20 protein-coding genes are annotated in these 25615 nt (G+C 74.0%); 10 read left to right on the forward strand and 10 right to left on the reverse strand.

Annotated elements, in window-relative coordinates:
- Positions 1-16: 16 nt before the first annotated feature.
- The 4 genes from rpsD to RF644_RS06880 form a co-directional block, all read right to left on the reverse strand.
- The gene (gene rpsD, locus RF644_RS06865; protein ID WP_017832285.1) at positions 17-649 is read right to left on the reverse strand and encodes a 30S ribosomal protein S4; all 633 of its coding nucleotides are present in this window, start codon (positions 647-649) and stop codon (positions 17-19) included.
- Between the two features lie 364 nt (positions 650-1013).
- Positions 1014-2537 (reverse strand): glycerol kinase GlpK, encoded by a 1524-nt coding sequence (gene glpK / locus RF644_RS06870; protein ID WP_368795953.1) that lies wholly within the window; start codon positions 2535-2537, stop codon positions 1014-1016.
- A 55-nt stretch (positions 2538-2592) separates the two neighbouring features.
- Positions 2593-3375, reverse strand: coding sequence for an MIP/aquaporin family protein (locus RF644_RS06875; protein ID WP_368795954.1), 783 nt, complete (start codon positions 3373-3375; stop codon positions 2593-2595).
- Between the two features lie 112 nt (positions 3376-3487).
- Entirely contained in the window at positions 3488-5287 is a 1800-nt protein-coding gene (locus RF644_RS06880; RefSeq protein ID WP_126350173.1) for a glycerol-3-phosphate dehydrogenase/oxidase, read from the reverse strand.
- 68 nt (positions 5288-5355) lie between these two features.
- Between RF644_RS06880 and RF644_RS06885 the strand changes: the two genes are divergently transcribed.
- Entirely contained in the window at positions 5356-6312 is a 957-nt protein-coding gene (locus tag RF644_RS06885) for a sugar-binding transcriptional regulator (RefSeq protein ID WP_368795955.1), read from the forward strand.
- Positions 6313-6321: 9 nt separating this feature from the next.
- Here the strand turns inward: RF644_RS06885 and RF644_RS06890 are convergent, their stop codons facing one another.
- Positions 6322-7818: a replication-associated recombination protein A gene (locus RF644_RS06890; protein ID WP_368795956.1), complete on the reverse strand. Its 1497-nt coding sequence runs from the start codon at positions 7816-7818 to the stop codon at positions 6322-6324.
- Between the two features lie 181 nt (positions 7819-7999).
- Between RF644_RS06890 and RF644_RS06895 the strand changes: the two genes are divergently transcribed.
- Positions 8000-9304: a cation:proton antiporter gene (locus tag RF644_RS06895; protein WP_368795957.1), complete on the forward strand. Its 1305-nt coding sequence runs from the start codon at positions 8000-8002 to the stop codon at positions 9302-9304.
- Positions 9305-9325: 21 nt separating this feature from the next.
- Here RF644_RS06895 and dtd read toward each other — a convergent pair whose 3' ends face one another.
- A complete protein-coding gene (gene dtd / locus RF644_RS06900) occupies positions 9326-9778 on the reverse strand; it encodes a D-aminoacyl-tRNA deacylase (protein ID WP_368795958.1) in 453 nt (150 codons plus the stop codon).
- Positions 9779-9833: 55 nt separating this feature from the next.
- Here dtd and RF644_RS06905 point away from each other — a divergent pair, with 55 nt between their 5' ends.
- Positions 9834-10433 carry a hypothetical protein gene (locus RF644_RS06905; protein WP_368795959.1) on the forward strand — a complete coding sequence of 200 codons (600 nt, stop codon included), beginning with the start codon at positions 9834-9836 and terminating at the stop codon, positions 10431-10433.
- A gap of 17 nt (positions 10434-10450) precedes the next feature.
- Here RF644_RS06905 and RF644_RS06910 read toward each other — a convergent pair whose 3' ends face one another.
- Positions 10451-11077 (reverse strand): maleylpyruvate isomerase N-terminal domain-containing protein, encoded by a 627-nt coding sequence (locus RF644_RS06910; protein WP_368795960.1) that lies wholly within the window; start codon positions 11075-11077, stop codon positions 10451-10453.
- A gap of 342 nt (positions 11078-11419) precedes the next feature.
- Here RF644_RS06910 and RF644_RS06915 point away from each other — a divergent pair, with 342 nt between their 5' ends.
- The 4 genes from RF644_RS06915 to RF644_RS06930 all read left to right on the forward strand — a co-directional run bounded on the left by RF644_RS06915 (position 11420) and on the right by RF644_RS06930 (position 15827).
- A complete protein-coding gene (locus tag RF644_RS06915; protein WP_126346302.1) occupies positions 11420-11848 on the forward strand; it encodes a hypothetical protein in 429 nt (142 codons plus the stop codon).
- Entirely contained in the window at positions 11848-13086 is a 1239-nt protein-coding gene (locus tag RF644_RS06920) for a glutathionylspermidine synthase family protein (RefSeq protein WP_368795961.1), read from the forward strand. Before RF644_RS06915 ends, RF644_RS06920 begins: the two co-directional genes overlap by 1 nt.
- Positions 13083-14378 (forward strand): amino acid permease, encoded by a 1296-nt coding sequence (locus tag RF644_RS06925; RefSeq protein ID WP_368795962.1) that lies wholly within the window; start codon positions 13083-13085, stop codon positions 14376-14378. Before RF644_RS06920 ends, RF644_RS06925 begins: the two co-directional genes overlap by 4 nt.
- Positions 14379-14525: 147 nt before the next feature.
- Complete coding sequence (locus tag RF644_RS06930) at positions 14526-15827, forward strand: winged helix-turn-helix domain-containing protein (RefSeq protein WP_368795963.1); 1302 nt, start codon at positions 14526-14528, stop codon at positions 15825-15827.
- A gap of 166 nt (positions 15828-15993) precedes the next feature.
- On the opposite strand, the gene aspS is transcribed toward RF644_RS06930, so the two are convergent.
- The gene (gene aspS, locus RF644_RS06935) at positions 15994-17796 is read right to left on the reverse strand and encodes an aspartate--tRNA ligase (protein WP_368795964.1); all 1803 of its coding nucleotides are present in this window, start codon (positions 17794-17796) and stop codon (positions 15994-15996) included.
- Between the two features lie 144 nt (positions 17797-17940).
- Here aspS and RF644_RS06940 point away from each other — a divergent pair, with 144 nt between their 5' ends.
- Positions 17941-19239 (forward strand): APC family permease, encoded by a 1299-nt coding sequence (locus RF644_RS06940; protein ID WP_368795965.1) that lies wholly within the window; start codon positions 17941-17943, stop codon positions 19237-19239.
- A gap of 15 nt (positions 19240-19254) precedes the next feature.
- Here RF644_RS06940 and hisS read toward each other — a convergent pair whose 3' ends face one another.
- Entirely contained in the window at positions 19255-20613 is a 1359-nt protein-coding gene (gene hisS, locus RF644_RS06945; RefSeq protein ID WP_368795966.1) for a histidine--tRNA ligase, read from the reverse strand.
- 387 nt (positions 20614-21000) lie between these two features.
- Between hisS and RF644_RS06950 the strand changes: the two genes are divergently transcribed.
- The gene (locus RF644_RS06950; protein WP_368796166.1) at positions 21001-22416 is read left to right on the forward strand and encodes a DUF349 domain-containing protein; all 1416 of its coding nucleotides are present in this window, start codon (positions 21001-21003) and stop codon (positions 22414-22416) included.
- A gap of 91 nt (positions 22417-22507) precedes the next feature.
- Entirely contained in the window at positions 22508-23104 is a 597-nt protein-coding gene (locus tag RF644_RS06955) for a type IV toxin-antitoxin system AbiEi family antitoxin (protein ID WP_368795967.1), read from the forward strand.
- Between the two features lie 18 nt (positions 23105-23122).
- On the opposite strand, the gene RF644_RS06960 is transcribed toward RF644_RS06955, so the two are convergent.
- The gene (locus tag RF644_RS06960) at positions 23123-25408 is read right to left on the reverse strand and encodes a bifunctional (p)ppGpp synthetase/guanosine-3',5'-bis(diphosphate) 3'-pyrophosphohydrolase (protein ID WP_368796167.1); all 2286 of its coding nucleotides are present in this window, start codon (positions 25406-25408) and stop codon (positions 23123-23125) included.
- Positions 25409-25615: the final 207 nt, after the last annotated feature.

The following is a 25615-nucleotide window of genomic DNA, read 5'->3' on the forward strand; positions in this document are numbered from 1 at the left end:
GCAGGAGCCCGCAGGATCAGGCCATGCGGGCGTAGTACTCCACCACGAGCTGCTCCTCGCAGGTCACGGGGACCTCGGCGCGCTTGGGCTTGCGGACCAGCTTGGCCTGCAGCTTCTCGATCTGCACGTCGAGGTAGCCCGGGGTGTCGGGCAGCACGGCCTGGTGCGCGCCGGCGGCGGCGACCTGGAAGGGCACCATCTTCTCCGACTTGGCGTGCACGTGGATCAGCTGACCCTCCTTGACCTGGTAGGAGGGGCGGTCCACCCGCTCGCCGTCCACCAGGATGTGGCGGTGCACGACCATCTGGCGGGCCTGGGCCATGGTCCGGGCGAAGCCGGAGCGCAGGACCAGGGCGTCCAGGCGGGACTCCAGCAGGGCGACCAGGTTCTCACCGGTCTGCCCCTCCTGGCGCTTGGCCTCGACGTAGGCGATGTGCATCTGCTTCTCGCGGATGTTGTACTGCGCCCGGAGACGCTGCTTCTCGCGCAGCCGGACGGCGTAGTCCGAGTCGGCCTTCCGGCGGGCACGGCCGTGCTCACCGGGGCCGTAGGGACGGCGCTCGAAGTACTTCTCGGCCTTCGGGGTCAGGGCGATCCCGAGGGCGCGGGACTTGCGCACCTGGCGGCGCGCACGCGTGTTGTTAGCCACGTTTACCTTTCACAATGCGGTGCCCTCCCCCGTCCGGCGGGCGGTGCGGGGGGAGCGTGTTCTGTTCGGTCCGGCCTCCGAGGACGGGATCGGTCCCGCCGGAGAGGTGAGGATCAGCCGCAATCCTCCTGTCCTGCAAGCGCCGTGGCCGCGCGCCGCGCACCGTGGTTGAGGCGGTGCGCCGGGCGTGAGGGAGCACGGGCCTTGCCGGCCGACGTCCCACTATAGCGTGTGCGGGGCCGTGGCGCGCCCCCGGGTGCTCGCGCCGGGACCGGGCCGGGCCCCGTCCCGGTCCTGGCGCGCCGGAGCGCCGCCCGGGGGTCCCGGACGGCGCTCCGGCGGTGAGCGCTCGGCGCGGATGCGGTCAGTCGACGTCCTCGTCCACCCAGTCGAAGGTCTTGGTGACGGCCTTCTGCCAGTTGCGGAACAGCCGGCCGCGCTCGGCGTCCTCCATCTGCGGCTCCCAGCGCTTGTTCTCGGCCCAGTTCGCGGTGACCTCCTCCGTCCCGGACCAGAAGCCGACGGCGATGCCCGCGGCGTAGGCGGCGCCGAGGGCCGTGGTCTCGGTGACCTCCGGGCGGATCACCGGGACCCCGAGCTGGTCCGCCTGGAACTGCATGAGCAGCTCGTTGGCGGTCATCCCGCCGTCCACCTTGAGCTCGGTGATGTCCACCCCGGCGTCGGCGTTCATCGCCTCGACCACCTCGCGTGACTGGTAGGCCGTGGCCTCCAGGGCGGCCCGGGCGATGTGGCCCTTGTTGACGTAGCGGGTCAGGCCCACCAGGGCGCCGCGGGCGTCCGAGCGCCAGTACGGGGCGAACAGGCCGCTGAAGGCCGGGACGAAGTAGGCCCCGCCGTTGTCCTCGACCGACGCGGCCAGGGACTCGACCTGCGGCGCCGAGGAGATGATGCCCAGGTTGTCGCGCAGCCACTGGACCAGGGAGCCGGTCACGGCGATGGAGCCCTCGAGGGCGTACACGGCGTCCTGGTCGCCGATCTTGTAGCACACGGTGCTCAGCAGCCCGTTCTCCGAGTGCACCACCTCGGTGCCCACGTTCATCAGCACGAAGCTGCCCGTGCCGTAGGTGTTCTTGCCCATGCCCTTCTCGAAGCACGCCTGCCCGAACATCGCGGCCTGCTGGTCGCCGAGGATGCCGGCGATCGGCACGTCCTTGAGGAAGCCGCGGGTGCGGCCCTTGCCGTAGACCTCGGAGGAGGAGCGGATCTCGGGCAGCATCGACGTGGGGATGCCCATGTCGGCGCAGATCTCCTCGTTCCAGTCGAGGGTGGCCAGGTTCATCAGCATGGTGCGCGAGGCGTTGGTGACGTCGGTGACGTGCACCCCGCCGTCCACGCCGCCCGTCATGTTCCACACCAGCCAGGAGTCGGTGTTGCCCATGAGCAGATCGCCGCGCTCGGCCCGCTCCCGGGCGCCGTCCACGTTGTCCAGGATCCACTTGACCTTCGGGCCCGAGAAGTAGCTGGCCAGGGGCAGGCCCACCCGGTCCTTGTACCGGTCCGCGCCGACCTCCCCGCCGAGCTCCTCGGCGATCTTCTGGGTGCGGGTGTCCTGCCAGACGATGGCGTTGTAGACGGGCTCCCCGGTGGTGCGGTCCCAGACCACGGTCGTCTCGCGCTGGTTGGTGATGCCCACGGCGGCCAGGTCCCGGGCGTTGATCTCGGCGGAGGCCTCGGCGTCGGCGACGACCTTGCGGACGTTGCGCCAGATCTCCATGGGGTCGTGCTCCACCCAGCCGGCGCGCGGGAAGATCTGTTCGTGCTCGAGCTGGCCGGTGCTGACGATCGTGCCCCGGTGGTCGAAGATGATCGCGCGGGAGCTCGTGGTGCCCTGGTCGATGGCCATGACGTACTTGGTGTCGGTGCTCATGGGTGGTCCCTCACTTCGTTGTGGTGTCGTGGACGGGTCGGTGGTGGTGCGGGCGTCAGGCGGGCACGTTGGCGTACAGCTGGTAGAAGCCGCCGGCGAGCACGGCGCCGATGAGCGGACCCACGACCGGGACCCAGGCGTAGGCCCAGTCGCTGGAGCCCTTCCCGCGGATGGGCAGCACGGCGTGGGCGATGCGCGGACCGAGGTCACGGGCGGGGTTGATGGCGTAGCCCGTGGGCCCGCCGAGGCTCGCGCCGATGCCGACCACGAGCAGCGCCACGGCCAGCGGCCCGATCTCCGAGGGCGTGTTGCCGAAGAGCAGGATCACGATGACGAGGACGAACGTGCCGATCACCTCGGTGACCACGTTCCAGCCGTAGGAGCGCACGGCGGGTCCGGTGGAGAACACGGCCAGCTTGGTCTCCGCGTCGATGTCCTCGTCGAAGTGCTTCTTGTAGGCGAGGAAGGCCAGCACGGCGCCCAGGAAGGCGCCGACCAGCTCTCCGGCGAAGTAGACGAGCGTGCTGACGAGGGTGACGGCCACCCCGGGGGCGTACTCCTCGGCGCCGCTGGCCCACAGGCCCACGGTCACGGCGGGGTTGATGTGCGCGCCGGACTGCCAGGCGACGTAGACGCCGGCGAACACCGCCAGGCCCCACCCGAAGTTGATCATCAGGAACCCGCCGCCGAGTCCCTTGGTCCTCGGCAGCACGGCGTTGGCGACCACGCCGGCGCCGAGCAGGATCAGCATCGCGGTGCCCGCGACCTCGGACCAGAAGACGGTGGACAGGGAGATGGGCACGGTGGGCGCGACGGCCTGTACCACTGCGTTCGACATCGACAGCACTGCGACTCCTCAGGTGGTGCGGATTGGGTGGACCGGCCGTCCGTCGGGGACGGCCGGTGGGGGGTGGGGTCGGGGGACGGGGCTCGGTGGGACGGGTGGGCGCTCAGGCCTCGGAGGGGCGCACGAGCTCCAGGACGTCGGGGGCCGCTGCCCGTGCGGCGGCGGCGGCGGTGTCGTCCGGGGTTCTCGCGGCCTCGTCCTCCGCCGCGCAGCGGAGCCGGTAGGCCTCGACCTCGGCCCCCCGCCGCCGGTCGTCCCAGCCGAGGGCCTCGGCCGCGAGGTCCGCGATCTCCTCGACCGCGTCGAGGCCGTGGCGGGCCTGCTCCCACGTGAGCCGGGTGCGCGTGTCGAAGATGTCCTCGAGGTGCAGCGCGCCCTCGTGGGTGCAGGCGTGCACGATCTCCGCCCGCAGGTAGGCCGGGGCCCCCTCCAGGGGGCGGCCCAGGTCGGGGCGGTCCTCCACGAGCTCGGCGATCTCGGTGATCGCCGACCCGTAGCGGCCGAGCAGGTGCTGCACCCGCTCCTCGTTCCAGTCGTGCCGGGCGCCGAGGCTGCCGGCCTGGTGGCGGAGCGCGAGATAGCCCTCCGCGCCCAGCAGCGGAGTGCGGTCGGTGACCGAGGGCACGGCCTTGGCCCGCTCCTCCCCCAGGGCGAGGTCCACGGCGTCCTCGGCCATCACCCGGTAGGTGGTGAGCTTGCCCCCGGCGATCGTGATCAGCCCGGGGGCGACCTCGGTCACGGTGTGCTCGCGGGAGATCTTCGTGGACTGCGCGTCCCCGCCGCCCTTCTTCGTCCCGGGCTGCAGCAGCGGCCGCAGCCCGGCGTACGTGCCGATCACGTCCTCGCGGGTGAGCGGCCGGTCGAGGACCACGTTGGCGTGGTCGATGACGTAGTCGATGTCCTCCGCGGTGGCCACCGGGTTGACGAGGTCCTGGTGGTAGGGGGTGTCGGTGGTGCCGATGATCCAGTACCGCGCCCACGGGATGATGAAGAGCACGGACTTCTCGGTCTGCAGGATCAGCCCGCTCTCGCCGCGGATCCGCTCGCGGGGCACGATGATGTGGATGCCCTTGGAGGCGAGCACCTTCAGCCCGCCCTCGGCGTGGGCCAGGTCCTGGGTCTGCTCGGTCCAGACCCCGGTGGCGGCAATGACGGTCTTCGCCCGCACCGTGTGCTCCGCCCCCGTCTCGAGGTCGCGCACGGTGGCGCCGACCACCCGGCCGGTCTCGTCCGTGGGGAAGGACACGGCCCGCGTGCGGTTGGCCGCGAGCGCGCCGTAGCGCACGGCGGTGCGCACGATGGTGACGACGAGGCGGGCGTCGTCGACCTGGCCGTCCCAGTACTTGACGGCGCCGACCATGGAGCCGGGCTTGATGTCGGGGAAGACCCGCTGGACGCCCTTGAAGCTGTAGTGCCGCTGGTAGGGCAGGGTCGCGACCTTGGCGCCGATGTGGGCCAGGGCGTCGTAGAGACCGATGCCGGCGGTGACGTAGGGCCGCTCCCAGAAGCGGTGGGTCAGCGGGTAGAGGAAGGGCACGGGCTTGACGAGATGGGGGGCGAGGAAGTCCAGGAGCAGCTCGCGCTCGCGCAGCGCCTCGGAGACGAGCTTGAAGTCGAGCTGCTGGAGGTAGCGCAGGCCGCCGTGGACGAGCTTGGAGGACCACTGCGAGGTGCCGCCGGCCCAGTCCTGGGCCTCGACGATGCCGGTGCGCAGTCCGCGGGTCACGGCGTCCAGGGCGATGCCGGCGCCGGTGATGCCGCCGCCGACCACGAGGACGTCGAGCTCGGGGCCGTCGGAGAACTCGGCGAGTGCGCGGTCCCGTTCGGCGCTGGAGAGGGTGGGGTGGGCCATGGTGGGGAACTCCTCGGGGCGGGTGGTTGCGGACGGGAAGGTGCTCTGCATCACACTCTGTCCTGGGTTGCACCTATGCTCAAAGCAAATGAACGGACGTGCAGGGAAGGGTGGGTCACATGCACGGTGATGCCGAGCTCCACCACGCGGCGGAGCTGTACTACGTGCAGGGCATGACGATGGAGGCGGTGGCGGACCGCTTCGGGGTCTCCCGCCCCACGGTCTCGCGGATGCTGCAGGCCGCCAGGGAGCGGGGCATCGTGCGGATCAGCCTCGCGGCTCCCCCGCACGCGGGACACGACCTGTCCCACCGGCTGCGGGAGGCCTTCGGGGTGACGGTGCATGTGGCGGGCACCCCGCGCACGGCCACGGAGCCCCAGCGGCTGGAGTCCGTGGCCCGGGCCGCGGCGGGGCTGCTGGGCGACTGGTTCGGGGACGGGATGACGCTGGCGGTCGCCTGGGGGATCACGACCTCGGCGATCGGGGGCCACCTGCAGCCGAAGGCCACGCGGGACGCTGTGGTCGTGCAGATGAACGGCGCGGTCAGTGCCCGCTCCACGGGGGCGGCACAGTCCTCGGCGCTGCTCGGGCAGATGTCGGCGGCCTTCGGGGCCGCGCTGCTGCCCTTCCCCACCCCCGCGTTCTTCGACCAGGAGGAGACGCGGCGGCTGATGTGGCAGGAGTCCTCGGTGCGGCGGGTGCTGGCGGTGCGCAACGCGGCGGACCTGGCGGTGTTCAGCGTGGGGGCCTTCCGCGGTCCGATGATCTCCCAGGTGTACACCAGCGGCTACCTGCCGGAGGACGCGCTCCGGGAGCTGTCCGCGCACCGGGTGGTCGGCGACGTGTGCACGGTCTTCCTGCGGGAGGACGGGACCTACGCCGACATCGACTACAACCGGCGGGCGAGCGGGCCCACGCCGATGGAGCTGCGGCGGATCCCGCGACGGCTGTGCGTGGTGGCGGGGGACCACAAGGTGCCGGGCGTGGTGGGCGCCCTGCGGGCGGGCGTGGTCACGGACCTGCTCATCGACGAGCGCACGGCCGCGTCGGTGGTGCGCCACCTGTTCGGCCGCTGAGCCCGGCGGTCACCGGCCCCGGACGATGCCCCGCAGGATCTCCAGGCGGTGGGCGATCTCGCGCTCGCGGCCGTGCTCGGTGGGCCGGTAGTAGTCGGTGCCCACGAGTTCGTCGGGAGGGTACTGCTGGGCGGCCACGCCGTTGGGCTCGTCGTGGGAGTAGACGTAGCCCCGGCCGTGGCCGAGCTGGCCCGCGCCGGGGTAGTGGGCGTCGCGCAGGTGGAGCGGGACGGGTCCGGCCCGGCCGGCGCGGACGTCGGCGATCGCCTCGTTGATCGCGGTGTAGGCGGCGTTGGACTTCGGGGCGGTCGCCAGGTGCGCCACGGCCTGGGCCAGCGGGATCCGCCCCTCGGGCATGCCGATGAGCTGCACGGCGTCGGCCGCCGCCACCGCGGTCTGCAGGGCGGTCGGGTCGGCGGTGCCGATGTCCTCGGAGGCGGAGATGATGAGCCGGCGGGCGATGAACCGCGGGTCCTCCCCCGCCTCGATCATCCGGGCCAGGTAGTGCATCGCGGCGTCGACGTCGGAGCCGCGGATCGACTTGATGAACGCGCTGACCACGTCGTAGTGCTGGTCGCCGTTCTTGTCGTAGCGCACCGCCGCCCGGTCGAGAGCCTCCTCGGCGTGCTCCCGGGTGATCAGCGGCACCGGCCGCGCATGGTCCCCGCCGTCGTCCCCGCCGTCGTCCCCGTCGATGCCCTCGTCCCCGTCCGCGCCCGCGACCGCGTCGTGGCCGTCCGGCTGCTCCGAGAACGCGACCCCGGCGGCGGCCTCGAGAGAGGTCAGGGCCTTGCGGGCGTCCCCGCCGCACAGGTCCAGGAGGTGCTCGCGGGCCTCCGCGGAGAGCTCCACCTCGCCGTTCAGCCCCCGGGGGTCGGCGACGGCCCGGTCCAGCAGCGCCCCGATGTCGGCGCGCTCCAGCGGCTGCAGCGTGAGCAGCAGCGAGCGCGAGAGCAGCGGCGAGATCACCGAGAAGGACGGGTTCTCCGTGGTGGCCGCGACCAGCACCACCCACTGGTTCTCCACCCCGGGCAGCAGCGCGTCCTGCTGGGCCTTGGTGAAGCGGTGGATCTCGTCGAGGAACAGCACCGTGGTGCGCCCGTGCAGGTCCCGGTCCGTGAGCGCCTCGTCCATCACCTTCCGCACGTCCTTGACGCCGGCGGTGATCGCGGAGAGCTCCACGAACTTCCGGGACACGCCCCGGGCGATCACGTGGGCCAGGGTGGTCTTGCCCGTGCCCGGGGGGCCCCACAGGATGATCGACGACGGTCCCGCCGGGCCGCGGTCCTCCCCCGCCAGCACCTGCAGCGGGGAGCCGGGCTTGAGCAGGTGCTGCTGGCCCACGATCTCGTCGAGGCGGCGCGGGCGCATCCGCACCGCCAGCGGCGCCCGGGAGCGGGAGCGCCGCGCACGGCCGGCGGGGCGGGCGGTGCGGTCCGCCCCGTCCCCGTCGGTGAGGGGACCGGGGTCGGGGGCGTCGAGGTCGTCGAAGAGGGAGCCGGTCACCCCCTCAGGCTAGCGGCTGCGCCCGTCGCGGCCTGTCGGAAGCGGGGAGGATGGGCGTACGATCAGCACGCTGATCACGTCGGTGCCGTCGGCGGGCGCGCTCCGCCCGGCGACGGCCACGGCCGCTGCGGCGCGGGGTCCACCGGGGATCCCGCCCGGCCCTTCCAGGAATGAGGTACCGGTGTTCGAGGCCCCGAGTCTGCTCTTCGCCGCCGCCGGGCTCGCCGTGTTCGCGGCCGCCCTGCTGCCCCGCCTGCTCGTGCGGGCCCCCGTGTCGATGCCCATGGTGTTCCTGGCCGCCGGGGCGGTGGTCTTCGCCGTGGCCGACACCCTGCCCGACCCGGACCCGGTGGCCCACAGCGCCGTCACCCTGCACCTGAGCGAGATCTGCGTGATCGTCTCGCTGATGGGCGCCGGGCTGGCCCTGGACCGCCCGCTGGGCTTCCGGCGCTGGGCCACGACCTGGCGGCTGCTGGGGATCGCCATGCCCCTGAGCCTGCTCGGGGCGGCCCTGCTCGGGTGGTCGGTGCTGGGGCTGAGCGCGGCCGGGGCCGTGCTCGTGGCCGCGGCGCTGGCCCCCACCGACCCGGTCCTGGCCTCCGAGGTGCAGGTCGGGGAGCCCTCCGAGTCGCAGGAGGACCTCGAGGGCGAGGACGAGGTCCGTTTCGGGCTCACCTCGGAGGCGGGGCTCAACGACGGCCTGGCCTTCCCGTTCGTCTACCTCGCCATCGCCCTGAGCATCGTGGGCACCGCTCCCGGCGCGTGGCTGCCGCACTTCCTGAGCGTGGACGTGGCCTGGCGGATCGCGGTCGGCTGTCTCGCCGGGGTCCTGGTGGGCCTGCTCCTGCGGCGGCTCTTCTTCCGCTCCCCGCTCGACAGCGTCCGCACGACTGCGCAGACCGAAGGGTTCGTGGCCCTGGCCGCCACCTTCCTCACCTACGGTGTGACCGAGATGGTCGAGGGCTACGGCTTCGTCGCCGTGTTCGTGTGCGCGGTGACCATCCGGGCGGGCGAGCGGGTGCACGGCGCCCACGGCGTGCTGCACAGCTACATCGAGCAGCTCGAGCGGCTGCTCACCGTGGTGGTGCTCGTGCTCCTGGGCGGCGCCGTGGCCCGGGGGCTGCTCGCCGGGCTCAGCTGGCGGGAGGTGCTCGTCGCGGCGGCCTTCCTGCTGCTGGTGCGCCCCCTCGCCGGCTGGATCAGTCTGCTCGGCGGCCGGACGGGACCGTGGGAGCGCGGCGTGCTCGCCTTCTTCGGCGTGCGCGGCATCGGCTCGATCTACTACCTCGCCTACGCCCTGTCCGAGGGCGAGTTCGCCGCCGAGGACCAGGCCCTGTGGCGCATCGTGGGGCTGGTGGTCGTCGGCTCGGTCCTGCTGCACGGGGTCACCGCGGGGCCCGTCATCGCGGCCCTCGACCGCGCCCGGGAGCGGAAGGCCCGCGAGGAGACGGGCTCCGAGGAGGCCGCTCCCCGCACGGCGATCTGACGGCCCGCGCCGGCCCCGGTCTCAGCCCCGCCGGGGCCGTTCCAGCTCGGCGCTGTCCAGGACCAGGGTGAACGGGCCGTCGTTGACGAGCTCCACCTGCATCGCCGCCCCGAAGCGGCCGGTCGGTACGCGCGCGCCGAGCTCCCGCAGCGCGGCGACGTACGCCTCGAACACGGGCTCCGAGACGGGGCCGGGGGCGGCGGCCGACCACGAGGGGCGCCGGCCCCGGCGGGCGTCGCCGTAGAGGGTGAACTGGCTGACGGCGAGCACCGGGGCGCCGAGGTCGGCGCAGGACCGCTCGCCCTCCAGCAGCCGCAGCGTCCAGGTCTTCTCGGCGAGCTTCGCGGCCGTCGCGGCGTCGTCGTCGTGGGTCACGCCCACCAGGGCCAGCAGCCCCGGCTCCTCGACGGCCCCCACGACCTCTCCTCCGACGGTCACGGCGGCCCGGGACACTCTCTGCAGAACGATGCGCATGGGCCCCAGTCCACCACAGGACCGGGCGCACCCGGGGCCCCGCTAGCCTCGTCCCATGACCACCGCGCGCAGCACGCCCCGACCGAGCACCCTGGTGGCCGAGGTGTTCGCGCCCGCCCCGCTGGTGCTGTCCCTGCTGGTGCTCGCCGGCTGGTCGGGGGCCGGGTGGTCCGGGGCCCTGTGGGGTCTGGGGACGGCGGTGGTCGTGGCGTCGCTGCCGATGCTCGTGCTGCGGGTGCTGGCCCGGCGCGGGCGGGTGGACGGGCACTTCGTGCGCGCCCGGGCCCAGCGGCTGCCGGTCTACGCCGCCACGGGGGTGCTCACGGCGCTCGTGGTGGTCGCCGAGCTCGCGCTGGGCGCCCCTCCGGTGGTGCCGGTGACCACGGCGTTCGTGCTGCTGGGCCTGCTGGTGCTGCTGGTCGTGACCCTGTGGTGGAAGGTCTCCGCCCACGTGGCGATGGCCGCGTGCTGGGCCGTGGGGCTCGGCGTCCTCAGCGCCCCGTGGGCGGCGCTGGCCGCGGCGCCGGTGCCGGTCGCGGTGGCCGTCTCGCGGGTGCGCACCGGGGACCACACCCCGGCGCAGACGGTCGTCGGGGCCCTGATCGGCGTGCTCGTCGCGCTGGTCTGGGCGTCGGCCGCGCTCACGGTGCTCTGACCGGCGCCCGGGCCGGTTCAGCCCAGGACCGAGAAGCCCGGGGGCAGCGGCCGCCGGCCCGTGAGCGCCAGCAGGACCCCGGGCAGGTGCCCACCGTGGGCGGCGAGCTCCAGCGCCGTCCGTCCGGCGTCGGCCAGGACGTGCTCGGGGGGTCTCCGGTCCAGCCCGCAGGCCTGGGCGACGTCCAGGCCGTGGACCGCCAGCTCGAACGTGCGGGTGGGCACGTAGGCGCGCAGCCGGGTGCCGCCCACCAGGGTGCGGATCAGCGGGTCCTCGTCGACGGGCACCTGCGCCAGGGCGTCCCGGGCCCGCTCCAGCGAGGCCCGGACGGTGGCGGCCGGGTGCCGGCCGAGCTCGCGGCCGGCGGCGACGCCCCGGGACTCGACCTCGGCGGGGTCCGTGGCCGCGGCGGAGAGCGCGTAGTACTGGGCCGTGCCGGTGCAGGTCTCGTCGTCGGCGGGGACGGTGAGATAGGTGCCGAGCGTGACGAGCGCGCGGTGGGTGTGCCCCACGAGCGCCCGGACGTCCCAGGCGCCCAGGCCCGGCCGGGTCCAGTGGTGCGGGCGGATCTCCCCGACGAGATCGGCGAACCAGGCCCCGGCGTCGAGGAGGGCGGTGCGGGCGGCGGCGGGATCACGGCTCATGGGCTCCCCTGGGTGCTCGGCGCGGGGGCGGGTCCGGTCGGCGGGCTCCGGCCCCGGAGGTGCCCGAAGCCTACTGCGCGGCGACGGCGGGAGGGCCGATGTTGCGCCTGGTTGCGCCCGCACCTCCGGCGGCCGGGCGCCGGCGGCGCCCGGGGTCCGGGACACGGGCCGGGGCGGGGCGCCCGGACGGGGCCGGGACGTCGTACGCTCGGAGGACCCCGCACGGGCGGGCCCGGTGCGCCGGCGCCGCCGTGCGGACCGTGCCGGGCCGGCCCCGCGCCCGGCCCGGCGCCACCGCAGCCCTCGACCGCCCCGTCCCGTCCTCGTCCCGGAAGGCCCCGCATGCCGCCCCGCCCCTCCTCACGGACCATGGCCGCCGCCTCGATCGGCGCCCTGACGATCGCCCTGACCGGCTGCGGGCAGGAGGCCCAGGACGTGCAGGAGGTGGACTCGGACTACGCCCAGATCTGCGTCGAGGACCCGGACGGGGAGGGCGGCGCCGAGCCCGTGCGGGTCGACGACGACGAGTGCGACGACGACCGCGGGCCGCGGGTGGGCGGCTTCTTTCCGATGTGGGTGCTCATGAGCTCCGCCCGGGCCACGGCCGTCCCCGCCGTGGGCTCACCGGTGTCGTCCGCGGCGGGCTGGAGCACCGGCCGGCCGCCGGGCTCGGCCACCGTGGCCCGCGGTCTGCCCCGTGACGGGGCCGCCGTGGGCAAGAGCGGCGTCTCGCGCGGCTTCGGCGGGTCGAAGAGCGGCTGGGGCTCCTGATGCGGCGCATCGACGGCCTGGCGCCGCGCCCCGGCTGGGAGCGCACCGTCCGCGCCGAGGGGCTCACCTACGCCCGCACCGAGCGGCCCGACGGCCGGTCCTTCTCGTACTGGAACGAGACGGCCGCCTACGTCTTCTCCCCCGACGAGGTGGACGAGCTGGAGTCCGTCACCGACGAGCTGCACCGGATGTGCGCCGAGGCAGCCCGGTACCTGGCCACCGGCGCCCTGGGCACCCTCGGGCTCTCGGACGCGGCCTTCGAGCTGGCCCAGCACTCCCTGCGGCTGCGGGAGCCCTCGATCTACGGCCGCTTCGACCTGGCCTGGGACGGGACCGGCCCGCCGAAGATGCTCGAGCTCAACGGCGACACCCCCACCGGCCTGGTCGAGGGGGCGATCTGCCAGTGGAGCCGCATGGAGGCGCTGTTCCCGGGCCTGGGCGAGGACCACCCGGAGTTCGACCAGCTCAACGGGCTGTGGCCCATGCTCGTGGACCGGTGGCGGCAGCGGCTGCCGTACTCGGCCACGAAGACCCTGCACGTGGCCTACACCCGGGAGGAGGAGTCCGGGGAGGACGCGGCCAACGCCGCCGTCATCGCGAACACCGCGGTCGAGGCCGGCTACCGGGCCGTCCTGCTGCCCGTCGAGGACGTCCGCTACGACACCCGGTCCGGCGGCTGGGTGCACGCGACCGGGGACGTGGACGACCCCGTGGTGGTCGGCCCGATCGAGGAGATCTTCGCCCTGCACCCGTGGGAGCACATGGTCGACGACGGCCCCGGGGCGTTCGTGCTCGACGACCCCACCCGGATGCACCACTGGTACGAGCCGGCGTGGAAGATGTTCCAGTCCAACAAGCTCCTGCTCGTGGCCCTGTGGCGGTGCTTCCCCGGGCACGAGAACCTGCTGGCCGCCCACCCGGACGGGCCCGGCGAGCTGCGGGAGTGGGTGCGCAAGCCCGTGTTCGGCCGCGAGGGGGACGGCATCGAGATGCACGCCCGCGACGTGCGGATCCGCGCCGAGCACCCCCACCCGTCCCCGCTGGACGTGTGGCAGGCCTACACGCCCATCCGGAACTTCCCGGGCTCCGACGGCGCCCCCAACCACCCGGTCATCGGCTCGTGGGTGGTGGGCGAGGCGGGCGCGGCCGGCATCGGCATCCGCGAGTCGGACGGCCCATTGACCGACTACTACTGCCGGTTCGTGCCCAACGTCATCGACAAGAAGGGTCTGCTGTGACCGCCCACCTGCTCCCCCGGTCGATCTCCACCACGACCTCCGCGGTCATCGGGTCCACCTCGATCGCCCCGCTGTACTCGGCCGTGGTCACGGTGGGCCTCATCCACGCCCTGGTCGGCGCCTGGACCCCCGTGGTGCTGGTCGGCGCCGTGCTCCCCATGGTGGTCGTCTCGGTCTGCTTCGCCCGCCTGGACGCCCTCTACGAGGACCAGGGCACCGTCTACCGGTGGGCCCGGGAGGCCTACGGCGCGTTCGCCGGGTTCCTGGGCGGGTGGGGGCTGTGGCTCTCGGCGACCCTCGTGCTCGCCTCCCTCGCCTGGGTCACGGCCGACTCCGCCCTGTTCTCCCTCGGGATCGGCGCCGGGCCCTGGACCACCACCGCCGTGGCCGCCCTGCTCATGGCGGCCTTCGCGGCGGTGTCCGCCACGGGGATCAGGGTCTCGGCCGCCGTGCAGTGGGTCCTGGCCGTCCTGCAGCTGATCGGGGTGGGCGTGCTGGTGTGGGCGGTGCGCACCGCACCGGCCCTCCCGCCCGGCACGGGCGCCGAGGACGGGGAGTGGACCGGCTTCTACGGCGCCGCGGAGCTCGCCACCGGCACCGGGGTCTCGGCCGGGGACGTGGCGGCCGCCCTGCTGCTGGCCCTGTTCCTGTACTGGGGGTGGGACTCCACGTTCTCGCTCACCGAGGAGTCCACCACGCAGCGGGCCCCGCGGGTCTCGGCGTGGGTCGCGCTGGGCGTGGTGGCGGCCGCCTACGCCGCCATCGGCTGGGCCTACGCCCCGGGGTCCTCGGTGGCCTCCCCGCTGCTGGCCGCGCTCGTGGCGGTCTCGGCGGGGGCGTCCATCGGCACCACGATGATCCCCACCTCCCGCGGCCTGATGTCCATGGCCCGCGGCGGGCACCTGCCGCGCCGCTTCCGGTCCCTGTCCTTCGCCACGTGGACCACCGCCGCCGTCGCCGCCGCCTGGATGGCGTTCTCCGGGCCGCTCTTCGACGACTCGATCGGCATCATCTCGGTGCTCGTGGCCCTCTACTACGGCCTGGCTTGCGCCGCGGTGGCGAAGCTCGGGCGCACCGCCGGGGCGCGGGCGCTCGGCGTGCTGGGCGCCGCGCTCATGGCCGTCGCCCTCGTGCTGACGGGGGCGGAGTACACGCTGACCGCCTCGTGGATGTGGGTGGGCCTGGTGCTCGCGCTGCTCGTGGTCCCGCTGTGGTTCCTCCTGGGCCGGGGCCGCGAGCCGCTGCCGGGCGCCCACGAGCGCACGCCGCACCTGGAGAGCCTGCTCGACTGACCCCCCGCCGGCTGCTGCCCTGCCGGACCGCTGGTGCCCGGACCGCCATGCCCCGGCTGCGGGTGTGCGGGGGCGCGGCGTGGCACAGCGGCGCCGCCGGCGGCGCTTGAGCCGCCGCGCCGGCCGCGCGCACGACTGCGGCCGCTCATGCCGTCGACTCCGCACGCCGGTCTCGGTATCGTCGTCCGGGTGACCCGCACGATCAGCACGGCCCAGGCGCGCCGCGTCGCGATCGCCGCCCAGGGGCTGGACCGCGCCCGGCCCCCGGTGGTGACGATGCGGCACGTCACGAGCACCGTGGAGCGCATCGGGCTGCTGCAGATCGACTCGGTCAACGTCCTCGCCCGGGCGCACCTGCTGCCGCTGCTCGCCCGGCTCGGGCCCTACGACACCGCCCTGCTCGATCGGGCGGCGGGCCGGGCGCCGCGCCGCCTCGTCGAGGCCTGGGCGCACGAGGCCTGCTACCTGCCCGTCGCCACCTCCCCGCTCGTCGCCTGGACCCGCCGGCGCTGGGCCGGCATGGACCCCGACGCGCTGGAGGCGCGCCACCCGGGCGTGCTCGAGCTCGTCCGTGCCGTCGTCGCCGAACGCGGCCCGCTCACGGCCCGGGAGGTCGAGGCGTTCGTCGACGCCCGCCACGCGCAGCGCGCCGAGGAGGGCTGGGGCTGGCGGTGGAGCGCCGCCAGGACCGCCCTGGAGATCCTCTTCGACGCCGGGCAGCTCGGCGCCGCGCGCCGCAACGCACAGTTCGAGCGGGTCTACGACCTCGCCGAGCGCGTCCTGCCCCCGCACGTCCGTGGGCAGCCGCCGCCGGACCCGGACGACGCCGTCCGCGAGCTCGTCCGCATCTCCGCCCGCGCCCACGGCATCGGGACCGTCCGGTGCTTCGCCGACTACTTCCGCCTCGGGCAGCGCGTCACCCGCCGCGCTGTCGACGAGCTCGTCGACAGCGGCGAGCTGCTGCCCGTCACGGTCGCCGGCTGGGACCGCCCGGCGTGGCTGCACGCCGACGCCGGCGTGCCGCGCCGCACGGGCGCCCGTGCCCTGCTGGCCCCCTTCGATCCGCTCGTCTTCGAGCGTCGTCGGCTCCTGGAGCTGTTCGGGATGCACTACCGCATCGGGATCTACACCCCGGCCTCCCGGCGCACCCACGGCTACTACGTGCTGCCGTTCCTGCTCGGCGAGTCCCTCGTCGCCCGGGTCGACCTCAAGTACGACCGGGACCGCGGCGTCCTCCTGGTCCGCTCCGCCTTCGCCGAGGAGCCGGGTCCCGACGCCGCCGCGGCAACGAGGTGGCCGACGCGCTCCGTCGTCGTCGGGGAGCTGGCGGCCGAGCTGGCGACGACCGCGACGTGGCTGGGCGCGGACACCGTCGCCGTGGACGAGGACGCGAGAGGGGAACTGATCGGTCCGCTGCGGGGAGAGCTCCGCCGACCGTGTCCGCGCTGAGGCCCGAGGATCCGTCCCGACGACGATCGCGGTGGGCGCAGGCTGGATCGGCCTGCGGCGGGGCTCGGCACCGCCGTGCTGCTGCCGGACCGAGCACCGGCGCACCGAAAGCACATCGGGCCGGGTCCGCCCGGAGCGGGCGGACCCGGCCCGATGGGGCCCTGGCCTAGTGCGCGGCCGCCTTCTCGGCCTTCAGGTCCTCGTCCTGCTTCGCCCCCGGCCTGGCGTCCACCCCGGCCTCCCGGCGCTGCTGAGCGGTGATCGGCGCCGGGGCGGCGGTCAGCGGGTCGAAGCCGTTGCCGGTCTTCGGGAACGCGATGACCTCGCGGATGGAGTCGGTCCCGGCCAGCAGGGCGACCACGCGGTCCCAGCCGAAGGCGATGCCGCCGTGCGGGGGCGCGCCGTACTTGAAGCCCTCGAGCAGGAACCCGAACTTCTCGTCGGCCTCCTCCCGGCCGATGCCCATGACCTCGAAGACCCGCCGCTGCACGTCCTGCTGGTGGATGCGGATCGAGCCGCCGCCGATCTCGTTGCCGTTGCACACGATGTCGTAGGCGTAGGCCAGGGCGTGCTCGGGGTCCTGGTCGAAGGTGTCCAGGAACTCGGGCTTGGGCGAGGTGAACGCGTGGTGCACCGCGGTCCACTGGCCCGCGCCCACGGCGACGTCCCCGGACTCGACGGCCTCGGCCGCGGACTCGAACAGGGGCGCGTCCACGATCCACACGAACGCCCAGGCGTCCTCGTCGATCAGCCCGGTGCGGTGGCCGATCTCCACGCGGGCCGCGCCGAGCAGCGCGCGGGAGGACTTCTTCTCGCCGGCGGCGAAGAAGATGCAGTCCCCGGGCTGCGCGCCGGTCGCGGCGGCGAGGCCCTCGCGCTCGGCCTCGGTGATGTTCTTGGCCACCGGTCCCGTCAGGGTGCCGTCCTCGCCGACGAGCACGTAGGCCAGGCCCTTGGCCCCGCGCTGCTTGGCCCACTCCTGCCACGCGTCCAGGGTGCGGCGAGGCTGGGACGCCCCGCCGGGCATGACCACGGCGCCCACGTAGGGGGCCTTGAACACGCGGAAGGTGGTGTCCTGGAAGTACTCGGTCAGCTCGGTGAGCTCGAGGCCGAAGCGCAGGTCCGGCTTGTCGGAGCCGTACTTGGCCATCGCCTCGGCGTAGGTCATCCGGCGGATGGGCGTGGGGATCTCCACGTCGATGAGCTTCCACAGCGCGGCCACGATCCGCTCGCCGAGGGCGATGACGTCGTCCTGCTCCACGAAGGAGGCTTCGATGTCGAGCTGGGTGAACTCGGGCTGGCGGTCGGCGCGGAAGTCCTCGTCCCGGTAGCAGCGGGCGATCTGGTAGTACTTCTCGATCCCGCCGACCTGCAGCAGCTGCTTGAACAGCTGCGGGGACTGCGGCAGGGCGTACCAGGAGCCCGGGGCCAGGCGGGCCGGGACCACGAAGTCGCGGGCGCCCTCGGGGGTGGAGCGGGTCAGCGTGGGCGTCTCCACCTCGGTGAACCCGTCCTGGTGGAGCATCTCGCGGGCCACCCGGTTGGCGTCGGAGCGCAGGCGCATGATGCGGGCCGGCTCCGGACGGCGCAGGTCCAGGTAGCGGTGCCGCAGGCGGGCGTCCTCGCCGACCTCCACGTGCTCGTCGATCTGGAAGGGCAGCGCGGCGGCGGTGTTGAGCACGGTCACGGTCTCGGACATGACCTCGACCTCGCCGGTGGCCAGCGCCGGGTTCTCGTTGCCCTCGGGGCGGCGCTCCACGGTGCCGGTGACCTGCAGGACGAACTCGTTGCGCAGGTGGTGGAAGTCCGCCTCGTCGCGCACCACGATCTGGGCGACCCCCGAGGCGTCGCGCAGGTCCAGGAAGGCCACCCCTCCGTGGTCGCGGCGCCGGCCGACCCAGCCGGCCAGCGTGACGGTCTCTCCGATGTGCTCGGCGCGCAGGGCGCCGAGGTTGTGGGTGCGCAGCACTGAAAAACCCTTCGTTGTTCGGGAGGTGCGGACGGGGCCGCGCCCGCGGCGCGTTTCCCCAGGATTCACCGGGGACCCCTACTCTCGTTCCGTGCACGAGTTTACAGCCCGGGCCTCCGCCGCCGGGACGACAACAGGACGACCATGAGCACCTCCCCCGGCCACCCGGCCCTCGCCCGCCGCCTGGGCACCCTCGACGCGACGGTGATCGGGGTGGGCTCGATGGTCGGCGCCGGGGTGTTCGTGGCCTTCGCCCCGGCCGCGGGGTTCGCCGGCCCGTGGCTGCCGCTGGCGCTGCTGCTGGCCGCGGTGGTCGCCTGGTGCAACGCCACCTCCACCGCCCAGCTGGCCGCCGTCCACCCCGCCTCCGGCGGCACCTACGTGTACGCGAACCGGCAGCTGGGCCCGTGGCCGGGCTTCGTGGCCGGCTGGGGCTTCGTGACCGGCAAGACCGCCTCCGCAGCGGCGATGGCGCTGACGTTCGGGCTCTACGCCGCGGAGCTCACGGGGGCCGACGACGCCGGGGCTCGGCTGCTCGCCGTGGCCGCCGTCCTCGGTCTCACGGCGGTGAACTTGGGCGGAGTCACCCGCACCGCCCGGCTGACGAGGCTGCTGGTCGCCCCGGTGCTGGTGATCCTGCTGGCCGTGGTCGTGCTGCTGTTCTCGGGCAGCGGCCCCGCCGCGGGCGGGGCCCCTGCGGGGGTCGGCCCCGGGTGGGACGGGACCGGCTGGGGCGTGCTGCCGGCGGCGGGCACCCTGTTCTTCGCCTTCGCCGGCTACGCCCGGGTGGCCACCATGGGCGAGGAGGTCCGGGACCCGGCCCGCACCATCCCCCGGGCAGTGCTGGGGGCGCTGGCGTTCACGCTGCTCCTCTACGGGCTGCTCGGCCTCGGGCTGCTGCGCATCCTCGGCGTCGACCGGCTCGCGGCGTCGGCCGCCCCGCTCCTGACGGTGGTGCGCGAGGCCGGCTGGGCGGCGGGGCCGACGACCGCGGGCGCCGTCGTCGTCACCGCCGCCGCCGCCCTGGCCACGCTGGGGGCGCTGCTGGCGCTGGTCGCCGGGATCTCGCGCACGGCCCTGGCCATGGCCCGCGAGCGAGACCTCCCGGGGCCGCTGGGCGCGGTGTCGCAGCGCCACCGGGTGCCCTGGGCGGCGGAGCTGGCCGTGGCCGGGCTCGTGGTGGTGCTCGTGCTGGTCGGCGACGTCCGCACGGTCATCGGCTTCTCGAGCTTCGGCGTGCTCGTCTACTACGCGCTGGCGAACCTCTCCGCGCTCACTCTCCGGCAGCGCCCGGGGTGGGCGCCGCGGGCGGTCAACGCGCTCGGCCTGGCCGGCTGCCTGGTGCTGGCGTTCACGCTGCCGTGGCAGTCCGTGGTCACGATGCTCGGGGTCTTCGCCGTGGGCCTGGCCGGACGCGCCCTGGTTCTGGCCCGGCGGCCCTGACCTCCCCCGCGCCGGTCAGGAGCCCGCGGCGCGCACGACCGGGCGCAGGTCCTCGGCCGGCGGGGACCAGGAGGCCGGGTCGGCGGAGCCCTGCTCGCCGGAGCGGATGTCCTTGACCTCGTGGGCGAGCGAGCCGTCCTCGCCGCGGACCGTGAACCACACGTAGGGGATGCCGCGGCGCTCGGCGTACTTGATCTGCTTGCCGAACTTCGCCGCGCTCGCCGAGACCTCGCACGCGATGCCGCGCCCGCGCAGCTGTTGGGCCACGTCCTGGGCCGGGGACCAGGACTCCTCGTCCACCAGGGAGATCAGCACCGCGGTGGGGACCTTGCGGGAGGGCGCGGCCATCCCCTGGGACAGCATGCGGGTGACCAGCCGGGTGACGCCCACGGACAGGCCCACGCCGGGGTAAATCTTCTTGCCGGTGGACGCGAGGGACTCGTAGCGCCCGCCCGAGCACACGGAGCCCAGCTGCTCGTGGCCCACCAGCACGGTCTCGTAGACGGTGCCGGTGTAGTAGTCGAGGCCGCGGGCGATCGAGAGGTCGGCGACCACCGTGCCGGGGGCGCGCCGGGAGGCCTCCCCCACCACCTCGGCGAGCTCGCCCAACCCCTCCTCGAGCAGCTGGGTGTTCACCCCCAGTGCGCGGACCTGCTCCACGAAGGAGGTGTCCTCGGTGCGGATCGCCGCCAGCTGCAGGGCGGCCTGCGCCTGTTCGGGGGTGGCGCCGACCTCGTCGCACAGGGCCTGCGCGACCCGCTCGGGGCCGATCTTCTCGAGCTTGTCGATGTTGCGCAGCACCCCGGCGGTGTCCTGCAGCCCGATGCCCTGGTAGAACCCCTCGGCGAGCTTGCGGTTGTTCACGCGCAGCACGAACGGCGGGATGGGCAGCCGGGACAGGGCGTCGATCATCACGAGCGCGAGCTCCACGTCGTAGCGGAACGGCAGCGCGCCGTCGCCCACCACGTCGATGTCCGCCTGGGTGAACTCGCGGGCCCGGCCCTCCTGGGGGCGCTCGCCGCGCCACACCTTCTGGATCTGGTAGCGGCGGAACGGGAAGGCGAGGTGCCCGCCGTTCTCCACCACGTACCGGGCGAAGGGCACGGTGAGGTCGAAGTGCAGCGCCAGCTGGTCGTCACCGCGCTCGGCGGGGGCGGCGTCCTCGTCCTCCTGCAGCCGGGAGACAACGTAGACCTCCTTGTCGATCTCGCCCTTGCGCAGCAGCTGGCCGACCGTCTCGACGGCGCGGGTCTCGATCGAGGAGAAGCCGTGCAGCTCGAAGCTCTCCCGCAGGACGTCGAGGACGTGCAGCTCGACCAGACGCTCCTCCGGAAGCCATTCGGGGAAACCGGACAGGGAGGTCTTGCGGGCCATGGGGACGTGCTCCTCGGGTGGATCGGCGGCGGGACGGGTGGACGGCCGGCCCGGACGGGCCCGACGGTTCCGCACTCATCCTAGGGATCCCCGCGCGCCCGGCCCAAAGCCCCGCCCGGACCGGCCCCGGTTCGGCCCTGGACCCGTCTCCGCGCCCTGCCCCCGTCCCGAGCCCCGCCGGGCGCGGCGCGGGGCACCGGGGAGCGCCCGGCGGCCGGAGCAGGCGGCCTCGGTAGTATGGGGAGGACGATTGTCCGAAGCCGGGCGACGACGCGGGGCACGCTCCCGGGGTCGGCGCCCGGCGAGAGCGAAAGAGTTCCAGCGGTGACAGAACGTCTCGAATCCGACGACCAGCCCACGCCCCGCCCCGTCCCCGCCCCGGGACCCGTGCCGAAGCCGGGGGTCCCCCGGCCGGGCGCCCCCGCGGCGCCGGCGCAGGCCTCGCCTGGCCCGGCGCCCACGCCCGCGGCGGTCCCGCCGTCCGCGGCCCCGGCGGCGACCCCGGCCGCGGCCCCGTCGGCGGCGGCGCCGGCCCTCGCCTCCCCGGAGTCCGTGGCCCGCGCCCGCGCCTTCGGGCGGGTCACGGAGGACGGGCACGTCTACGTGGTCGTCGACGGCGAGGAGGTCCTCTGCGGCCAGTTCCCGGACGCGACCGAGGACGAGGCGCTGGGCTACTTCGCCCGGAAGTTCGACGACGTCGAGGCGCAGGTGGCGCTGCTCGAGCAGCGCGTGGCCGCGGGCGCGCCCTCGGCCGACATGCAGAGCACCGTGGACCACCTCGCCGAGCAGGTCGGCCAGCGCAAGATGCTCGGGGACGTCAAGGCCCTCGAGTCCCGGCTGGAGGCCCTGCGCCCGGCGATCCGGGAGCTCGAGGCCGCCGAGCGGGCCGCCCACGAGGCGCAGCGCGCCCAGAACGTCGCGGCGCGGGAGGCGATCGTGGCGGAGGCGGAGCAGATCGCCGCCCAGGACCCGCAGCGCACGCAGTGGAAGCAGTCCTCGGCCCGGATGGCGGAGCTCTTCGACCAGTGGAAGACCCACCAGAAGTCCGGCATCCGCCTGGGCCGGGCCGCGGAGGACGCCCTGTGGAAGCGGTTCCGCACGGCGCGCACCACGTTCGACCGGCACCGCCGTGCGTTCTTCTCGCAGCTGGACGCCGACAACTCCGAGGCGAAGAAGGCCAAGGAGGCCCTCATCGCCGAGGCGGAGGCCCTGTCCGGCTCCACCGACTGGGGCGCCACGGCCGCGGAGTACCGCCGTCTGATGGACCGGTGGAAGGAGTCCAAGCGTGCCTCCAAGAAGGACGACGACGCCCTGTGGGCGCGGTTCCGCGCCGCCCAGGACACCTTCTTCGCGGCGCGCAAGGCCGACAACGACCGGATCGACGAGGAGTTCGAGGGCAACCTCGCCGTGAAGGAGCAGCTGCTCGCCGAGGCGAAGGCGCTGCTGCCGGTCACGGACCTCAAGGCCGCCAAGCGCGCCCTGGGCGACATCCTGGACCGGTGGGAGCAGGCGGGGAAGGTCCCGCGCGCCCACATGCGCCGGGTCGAGGCCGAGCTGCGCACCGTGGAGGACGCCGTGCGCCAGGTCGAGGACGAGAAGTGGCAGCGCTCCAACCCGGAGACGAAGGCACGGTCCAACTCGATGCTCACCCAGCTCGAGTCGAAGATCGAGGACCAGGAGGACGCGCTGGCCCGGGCGCAGGCCACCGGGGACACCAAGCGCGCGGCCAAGCTGGAGGGCGAGCTCGCCACCAGCCGCCAGTGGCTCGAGACGCTGCGCCGTTCGGCGGCCGACCTGCGCTGACCGGGGACGCCCCGGAGGGCCCCGCGGCCGCGCTGTCCACAGCGCGCCGCGGGGCCTTTCCCGTGCCGCGGCCGTGGACGAGAGTGGGCCCATGGACGCCCCGCCCTGGCACCCCGACACCCTGTACCTGCCCGCACGGCCGTTCTCGCGCGCCGAGCTCTCGGCCCTCGTCACGGACGGGGTGCTCGTGCCCGTGGTGCTGGAGGCGCACGTGCTGCGCGGGCGCCCCGTGACCCGGGCGGTGAAGGTCGCGGCGCTCGAGGCGCAGCTGCCGCCGCACCTGCTGCGGCGCGGGGTGCTCGGGCGGCTCTCCGCCGCGTGGTTCTACGACTGCGCCGGGCGCCCCAGCATCCTGCCGGTGCTGCTGGACAAGCTGCGCCGCACCACGATGTCCCCCGTGCCGGAGGGCCTGGCGCTGCACCAGGTCACGCTGGGCGGCTACGACGTCCACGACGCCGGGCCGGTGCACGTCACCACGCCGCTGCGCACCGCGGTGGACCTGGCCCTGCACGTGCCCGGGCGGGAGGGGACCGCGGCCCTGGAGAAGCTCATGCACGCCCCGCACCTGCACTGCCCACCCCCGCTGGTGCAGGCCGCGCTCGAGAGCTTCGAGCGGATGCCCGGCCGGCAAGCGGCGCTGCTGCGGGTCCGCCGCGCCGCCCGGGCCGTCGGCCGCCCCCTGCGCTGACGGGGGCGGCCGGGCGGCTCACCGGCCGGACGGCTCCGAGATGGGGCGGTTGCCCGAGGTGCGGTAGACGTCGTAGACCCCGTCGATCCGGCGGACCTGGTTGAGCACGTGGTCCAGGTAGCGCGGGTCGCCCATCTCGAAGGCGAAGCGGGAGATCGCCAGCCGCGACTTCGAGGTGTGCACGGACGCGGAGAGGATGTTGACGTGGTTCTCGGAGAGCACCCGGGTGACGTCCGAGAGCAGGGACCTGCGGTCCAGGGCCTCCACCTGGATCTCGACCAGGAACACGCTGGACTGGGTGGGCGCCCACTCGACCTCGACCACCCGCTCGGTGGAGGTGAGGGCGAGCATGTTGGCGCAGTCCTTGCGGTGCACGGAGATCCCGGCGCCGCGGGTGACGAAGCCCATGATCTCGTCCGGCGGCACCGGGGTGCAGCAGCGGGCCAGCTTGACGTAGACGTCCGAGGCGCCCTGGACCGTCACCCCGGAGTCGGACACGCGCGGGCGCACCGGCTGGGTGGCGATGGTGGTCTCCGCGAAGTCCTCCTCCGCGCCGTCGGCCCCGCCGAGGTCGCCCACGATCTTCGCGACCACGTCCTGGGCGCTGACCACGTCGGAGCCGATCGCCTCGTAGAGGGAGCTGATGTCGGTGCGGTGGAAGTCCTGCGCCACCGCGAGCAGGGACTCCTGGGTGAGCGTGCGCTGCAGGGGCAGGTGGTGCTTGCGCAGGGCCCGGGTGAGGGCGTCCTTGCCCTTCTCGATGGCCTCCTCGCGGCGCTCCTTGGAGAACCACTGGCGGATCTTGTTGCGCGCCCGCGGGGACTGCACGAACTTCAGCCAGTCCTGGGACGGTCCTGCGTGCTCGGACTTGGAGGTGAGCACCTCCACCCAGTCCCCGTGCTGGAGCTCCGAGGACAGCGGCACGAGCTTGCCGTTGACCCGGGCCCCGATGGTCTTGTGCCCCACCTCGGTGTGCACGGCGTAGGCGAAGTCCACAGGCGTCGAGCCGGCGGGCAGGGCCATGACCTCGCCCTTGGGGGTGAAGACGTACACCTCGGACGTGTTGATCTGGTAGCGCAGGGAGTCGAGGAACTCGGAGGAGTCCTGGGTCTCCTCCTGCCAGGACACGAGCGAGCTCAGCCAGGCGAGGTCCCCCTCCATGGCCTTCGGGGTCGCGGAGTTCGCCTGGTTGGCCTGGTCCTTGTACTTCCAGTGCGCGGCCACGCCGTACTCGGCGCGGCGGTGCATCTCGTGGGTGCGGATCTGGATCTCCACGGGGCGCCCGTCCGGGCCGATCACCGTGGTGTGCAGGGACTGGTACATGTTGAACTTGGGCATGGCGATGTAGTCCTTGAACCGCCCCGGCAGCGGCCGCCACCGCGCGTGCAGGGCGCCCAGCGCCGCGTAGCACTCGCGCACCGTGTTCACCAGGACCCGGACCGCCTGCAGGTCCTGGATCTCGTCGAAGTCCTTCCCGCGCACGATCATCTTCTGGTAGATCGAGTAGTAGTGCTTGGGGCGGCCGGTGATGGTCGCCTCGATGCCGGCCTCGGAGAGGTCCAGGGCGATCCGCTCACGGATCTTGGCCAGCGACCGCTCGCGCTGGGGCTGGCGCTCCCCCACCATCCGCACGATCTCCTCGTAGACCTTGGGGTAGAGCGCCGCGAAGGCGAGGTCCTCGAGCTCCCACTTGATGGTGTTCATCCCGAGCCGGTGGGCCAGCGGGGCGAAGATCTCGAGGGTCTCGCGGGCCTTCTTCGAGGAGGAGGTCTGGGAGACGAAGCGCCAGGTGCGGGCGTTGTGCAGGCGGTCGGCGAGCTTGATGACGAGCACGCGGATGTCCTTGGCCATCGCCACGATCATCTTGCGCACGGTCTCGGCCTGCGCGGCGTCCCCGTACTGGACCTTGTCCAGCTTCGTCACGCCGTCCACGAGGGCGGCGACCTCGTCGCCGAACTCGGCGCGCAGCTGGTCCAGGGTGTAGTCCGTGTCCTCGACCGTGTCGTGGAGCAGGGCGGCCACCAGGGTGGCGCCCGTCATGCCGAGCTCCGCGAGGATCGTGGTCACGGCCACGGGGTGGGTGATGTAGGGGTCGCCGCTCTTGCGCTTCTGGCCCTCGTGGCACTTCTCGGCGACCTTGAAGGCGCGCTGGAGGACCTCGAGGTCCTCCTCGGGGTGGGTGGCGCGCACGGTGTGCAGCAGCGGCTCGAGGATCGGCGAGTGGTCCATGGGCCGGCCGGAGAGGTAGGACAGGCTCGACCGGGTGCGGTCGCTGCGGCCCGGGAACACGGCCCGCCCCAGCATCGGCCGGGAGGCGGGCACCACGTAGTGGGTGCCGGCCATGTCCGAGCGGCGCGGCGGGGTCGGTGCGGCGCTCTGGCCCGTGGGGACGGCCCCGTCGTCGGACGAGCTCATGGCCGGGACTTCCTTCCCAATCGATGCACGCGGGGCGGCGGCCGTGCGGCCGCCGCCCCTGTCCTCGTCCCCGGTCCGGGTCCGACGTGTGCTGCT

The organism is Kocuria sp. CPCC 205258 (assembly GCF_040981005.1).
Classification (GTDB): domain Bacteria; phylum Actinomycetota; class Actinomycetes; order Actinomycetales; family Micrococcaceae; genus Kocuria; species Kocuria rosea.

Bases quoted from the DNA above. Each gene is read 5' to 3' on its own strand.
- glpK (WP_368795953.1), bottom strand. From the start codon at position 2,537: ATGAGCACCGACACCAAGTACGTCATGGCCATCGACCAGGGCACCACG.
- RF644_RS06875 (WP_368795954.1), bottom strand. From the start codon at position 3,375: ATGTCGAACGCAGTGGTACAGGCCGTCGCGCCCACCGTGCCCATCTCC.
- RF644_RS06880 (WP_126350173.1), bottom strand. From the start codon at position 5,287: ATGCAGAGCACCTTCCCGTCCGCAACCACCCGCCCCGAGGAGTTCCCC.
- RF644_RS06885 (WP_368795955.1), top strand. From the start codon at position 5,356: ATGCACGGTGATGCCGAGCTCCACCACGCGGCGGAGCTGTACTACGTG.
- dtd (WP_368795958.1), bottom strand. From the start codon at position 9,778: ATGCGCATCGTTCTGCAGAGAGTGTCCCGGGCCGCCGTGACCGTCGGA.
- RF644_RS06905 (WP_368795959.1), top strand. From the start codon at position 9,834: ATGACCACCGCGCGCAGCACGCCCCGACCGAGCACCCTGGTGGCCGAG.
- RF644_RS06910 (WP_368795960.1), bottom strand. From the start codon at position 11,077: ATGAGCCGTGATCCCGCCGCCGCCCGCACCGCCCTCCTCGACGCCGGG.
- RF644_RS06915 (WP_126346302.1), top strand. From the start codon at position 11,420: ATGCCGCCCCGCCCCTCCTCACGGACCATGGCCGCCGCCTCGATCGGC.
- RF644_RS06920 (WP_368795961.1), top strand. From the start codon at position 11,848: ATGCGGCGCATCGACGGCCTGGCGCCGCGCCCCGGCTGGGAGCGCACC.
- RF644_RS06930 (WP_368795963.1), top strand. From the start codon at position 14,526: ATGCCGTCGACTCCGCACGCCGGTCTCGGTATCGTCGTCCGGGTGACC.
- RF644_RS06940 (WP_368795965.1), top strand. From the start codon at position 17,941: ATGAGCACCTCCCCCGGCCACCCGGCCCTCGCCCGCCGCCTGGGCACC.
- hisS (WP_368795966.1), bottom strand. From the start codon at position 20,613: ATGGCCCGCAAGACCTCCCTGTCCGGTTTCCCCGAATGGCTTCCGGAG.
- RF644_RS06955 (WP_368795967.1), top strand. From the start codon at position 22,508: ATGGACGCCCCGCCCTGGCACCCCGACACCCTGTACCTGCCCGCACGG.
- RF644_RS06960 (WP_368796167.1), bottom strand. From the start codon at position 25,408: ATGCTGGGGCGGGCCGTGTTCCCGGGCCGCAGCGACCGCACCCGGTCG.